This window comes from Bradyrhizobium sp. P5_C12, from assembly GCF_054049735.1.
The window spans coordinates 1-4156 of sequence record NZ_JBFULU010000106.1; the positions used below are offsets into that span (position 1 = coordinate 1).

The following is a 4156-nucleotide window of genomic DNA, read 5'->3' on the forward strand; positions in this document are numbered from 1 at the left end:
GCCCAGGTCAATGTTTCGGGGGCGCACCGGAGCGACCGGCATGCCACTGGCGGCATATTTCTGGAAGGTCGGAGCAGTGTTGCTCGCACTGCTCATTGTTGCAGATTATTGGCTGCCGAGGGCCCCGACCGTCGATCAGGCGGCTGCGGACCGGCCGGCCATACGCATCCACTCAGATCGCAAATGGCCCGAGCGTATTGTTTTCGATACCCAGTTGCCGGTGATCGTCGCCGCTGCGCCCGTGGCCGAGGCGACCGAGATCGCAACTTCGTCGGATGTGGCCGAACCGCCCGTTACCGTCGCACAGAGCCCGGCGGTGGCGAATTCCTTCGCGATGCTGCCGAAACCGGATACACGTCCGCCTGAAACCGTCGATCGCAAGCGACAACGCAAGATGTTGCATGTTGCGGCTCGACCGAGGCGAAACCTCCAGCCGCAGATGCTTCTGGCGGCACAACAAGGGCAGTTCGGCTGGTTCGGCTTCAGAGCCTGGTGATCGGCGTCCGGATACGATCCGAACGCCGAGTCTCGCGGCGCCTATTCGTACATCGCACAGACACTTCCCTGCCAACGGAGACACCTGCGCGCAACGCGCCGGGTTTGGCGGATCGTCGTCCTTGCAACGCAGACGCCGTTGATCCGCGTTCTGCCCACTCCGCAGGCGGCCGCGACCGGCGTGATCAGGCTCTCGGATTGGGGAAGCGGCCCGGGCGCCATGCTCAGAGCTGACGTCCCGAACATCAAGGTGAAAGTTGCGACGGCTAACCATCTCATCATGATGCATCTCCTTTCCAACCAAACGAACGCGAGGTTGCGCTCGCGAATGCAGCAGCCGCCGAAGCAAATCGTTTTGCCTCCATGATCGCCTCCATGAGCCGGGCAAATCCGGCATCATGAGGTTGGAAATTTCGGCGCGCCCCTTGCGCTAGATCAAGGGACGGCTCCGCTCTCCGGAAACTTCGCGAAGGTGAGGCAGATGTGCTGCCACTTTTTATGTGCATTTTTGTATCGTGAGTCGTTGCTGCGGCGAATCACGCGACCACAAACATCCTTGGTGTGGATCAACCAGCGCTCCTGCGCCGGCAAAATGCTGGACGCATCGCTATTGGCTGCGCAGGAATGACCTCGCATGCCGCAGGCCTGCGAGAACGGATGCGCTTGAGCATCAACGATTGGCTGCTGACGCTACTCACAATTCTGCTCGTATCGATCTGTATCCGGCGACGTTGTTGGCGCGACCAGTCACGCTGGAAGTCGGGGAGCAAATTGAACACGTCCACCAACAATCACCGCAGCGCCGGTCTTAAGCTGCAGACTGATGGCAGATTTCTGCGTGGCAGCGCCGCAAGCAAACGGATCCAAACTCCGGCCCTGCTGTCCTTTGGTGCAATGAACCTTAGGACAATACCGAGAATGTACTATCCCTGAAACTCTCGTCACCATGCGCGCCCCTAACCCGGCACCGCAATTGCACGGTTAACAGGCCCATCAACACCAGATTAAGGAATGGGTCCAATGCTGATGCACATCACCTCAGTGTCGTTGCCTCATCCGCACTCCCTTTGCGAACTGGGGATACCGACCGAAACCGATCTGATCGTCAGCCTGAGCGAACTTACCTATCGGAGGTGCAGCGAGATCTACGGCGAGAAGGAACCAGCCGATTATGTCTATCAGGTCAAGTCAGGCGCAGTACGAAGCTACAAGCTGCTTCCTGATGGCCGCCGGCAAATCGGCGCATTTCATGTTTCCGGCGATATCTTCGGACTGGAGAATGGAAGCGTGCACCGCTCTACGGCAGAAGCCGTCGTGGACACGACGGTTCTCCTCATCCGGCGACAGAGTCTCGATGCAATTGCCGACAGTGACGGCGCACTGGCCAAGCACCTGCTCCGCAGGACCACCAGCAATCTGAAGCATGCGGAAGACCATATGCTGCTCCTTGGGCGCAAAACCTCGATCGAGCGCGTCGCGGCCTTCATCCTTGAGATGGACAAGCGGCTCACCGACGCCGGCATTTTGGCACTGCCAATGTCACGGCGTGATATCGCGGACTACCTTGGACTCACGCTGGAAACCGTTTCGCGGGCGTTATCGCATCTGCGCAAGCTTGGCATCCTCGGCTTCATCGGTGCCACCCAGCGCCAGATCGTGCTGTTGGACCGGCAGCAACTCGCCGGCCTCGATCGTCAGAATTGAAAGCCGGGTCGAAGCGAAGACCCTCTGCCGTTCTTAATTGAGAGGCCCCGGTACCATGCCGGGGGGCCTCCAATCTGCAATCTGCGCGGAAGTACGGTTCTCGTTCAGAAAACGCGAGCTCTCATAACGCGGGCTCTTAGGAAGGAAGTGCTGCGAACGTCCATGAGTCTAAGATCGATCAGACCCTAAGCCCGTAACGAAATGGCAACACTTGAGAGCGGTGTATGTGCTCGGCAACGTGCTTATTCCGCGTCGAGACCTGTATCTCGCTCAGCGTTCCATTGTTCATCGACAAGCCAGGCTTGGATGCGTGCCGACGGAATGAGTTGCCTGGGGACGTGCGGATTGATCGTGCCCGCAAATACAACGAGACCTTCGTCGAGCTTTGCACGAACGAATGCCTTGGCCTCTGCTTCCGTAGCGAAGGTCCTTGTTTCCCGGGGGCTCCGCTGCTTCGGCAGCGTGCCGCGTTTACGAACCTCGAAGGTGACATACCAAGTCGGCGTCATCGCACGCACCAACCAATCGCCCTAGCCCAGTCGGTCTTTTGTTTGGTGCGGGTATCACGAAGCTGGTTGATCTGAATCAAGATCGCGCCCCGGTGCTGTCAGCAAACGAGGTGACGGGCGGCAGGAAACACGGATCATGTTCGACGGAGTTAACGCACAGCCCAGCTCACCCTTGATCTACGTCAATGTCGCTCATCTCTCCGCGCACACGCTATCGTAAGCCGTAGGAATTCGGCTTCTGCTACCCTTAGGAGGACCATCATGAAGGCCAAGATGCGACTTTCGATCAAGTCAGTGACGGTTACAGGAATCGCTGCCAGCGCACTTCTGGGACTTGCAGGGGCCACGCTTGCTCCATCACCGGCCCGCGCGATCGTGTATTGCCAGTACGTCGACTATCCGGTGGGTTGCGTTGCCCGGGCTGGCGTTGCCCTTCGGCCACGGCCCGTTGCGCGCGCTGCAGTCCGTCATAACGTCGGCGGCAATGCCAATGGCGGCGTTAATCGCGTCGGAGCGCGTCGATAGAGGATTTGCCTGCGGCCACTAGCCTTGGTGCATAAACCAACCTCGCGACCCGCGGTAGCATTCAACACCACTTCTCGGCCATGCAGCGTCTCTGTCGCACACATCTTCGTTTCGAGGGGACTTCTCGGCTTCAGGAGCAGGCCACGTCTGCGAACTTCAACGCGTGATGACGACGCCGTCTGGTTGAATCGGCGCGCGTGGCATCGCCTGCGCCGATGTCGCGATGGACAGCCAATAACCTGATCACCGTCACCCTCCGTTGCTGCCCGTTGAAAGGCAACATCAATCCGCATGCAGAACCAGAAAGAGTTCGATCAGGAGGCAGCCGTTTGGACCGCCTCCTAGTCGTTTCCTCGCTGGCCGATATACGTGATTCCATCGTTGCGCTTGATCGGTGTGCCGGGCTCGCGATCAATTCCGCTACTCTGCAGCAGATCAGGGAACCATAACGTCGCTGGCATGCTGACGCGCCGAAGTCGATGCCCGCTTCACCGGCCTTCGCCTGTGTTTTACGGGCAGCGGAACGGCAAACCGTTGGCGCCTGTGACCACAGTCCCCGATGTGCAGGCCATGCCGGTCGGCGTYATGTACCAGCCATTGCTGGAGCTGGCTGTGGACGCCCCATAGTAGGCGTTGGCTGCCCGAGCTTCGCCTGTGTAGTCAGGGCCGCCGCCCCATCCCCAGTTGGGAGATGTAGCCGCCACAGCAGCAGCCGTGCCCACGGCGGCCGCGCCGGCGACGCCAGCGCCGACCGCCCCGGCTCCATACCGGTACGCAGCCCGCCGGTCTTGCCGACGAGCAACACCTGCAACGCTCATCGGGGTCAGTGGCCGACCGACCCGTGCTTGGGCACTCTCGACTGACAAAGAGACACCGCGTTGTTCAGACCAGCTAAACGAGAACAGTGCCGCGCATGCGACAGT

At 59.9% G+C, this 4156-nt stretch carries 4 protein-coding genes; 3 read left to right on the forward strand and 1 reads right to left on the reverse strand.

All coding sequences use genetic code 11. The features are described from left to right. The coding region (locus ACXJMY_RS37645) for a hypothetical protein (protein ID WP_456624405.1) at window positions 1-496 on the forward strand (496 nt) is incomplete at its 5' end. Window positions 497-1515: 1019 nt separating this feature from the next. After that, entirely contained in the window at window positions 1516-2199 is a 684-nt protein-coding gene (locus ACXJMY_RS37650; protein ID WP_456624406.1) for a helix-turn-helix domain-containing protein, read from the forward strand. Window positions 2200-2441: 242 nt separating this feature from the next. On the opposite strand, the gene ACXJMY_RS37655 is transcribed toward ACXJMY_RS37650, so the two are convergent. Next, window positions 2442-2708 (reverse strand): hypothetical protein, encoded by a 267-nt coding sequence (locus tag ACXJMY_RS37655; protein ID WP_456624407.1) that lies wholly within the window; start codon window positions 2706-2708, stop codon window positions 2442-2444. A 261-nt stretch (window positions 2709-2969) separates the two neighbouring features. On the opposite strand from ACXJMY_RS37655, the gene ACXJMY_RS37660 reads away from it, so the two are divergent. Further along, window positions 2970-3233, forward strand: coding sequence for a hypothetical protein (locus ACXJMY_RS37660; protein WP_456624408.1), 264 nt, complete (start codon window positions 2970-2972; stop codon window positions 3231-3233). The last annotated feature ends 923 nt before the right edge of the window (window positions 3234-4156 follow it).

What these genes read in the sequence shown, in the direction of transcription:
- ACXJMY_RS37650 (WP_456624406.1), top strand. Translation starts at nt 1,516, where the DNA reads ATGCTGATGCACATCACCTCAGTGTCGTTGCCTCATCCGCACTCCCTT.
- ACXJMY_RS37655 (WP_456624407.1), bottom strand. Translation starts at nt 2,708, where the DNA reads ATGACGCCGACTTGGTATGTCACCTTCGAGGTTCGTAAACGCGGCACG.
- ACXJMY_RS37660 (WP_456624408.1), top strand. Translation starts at nt 2,970, where the DNA reads ATGAAGGCCAAGATGCGACTTTCGATCAAGTCAGTGACGGTTACAGGA.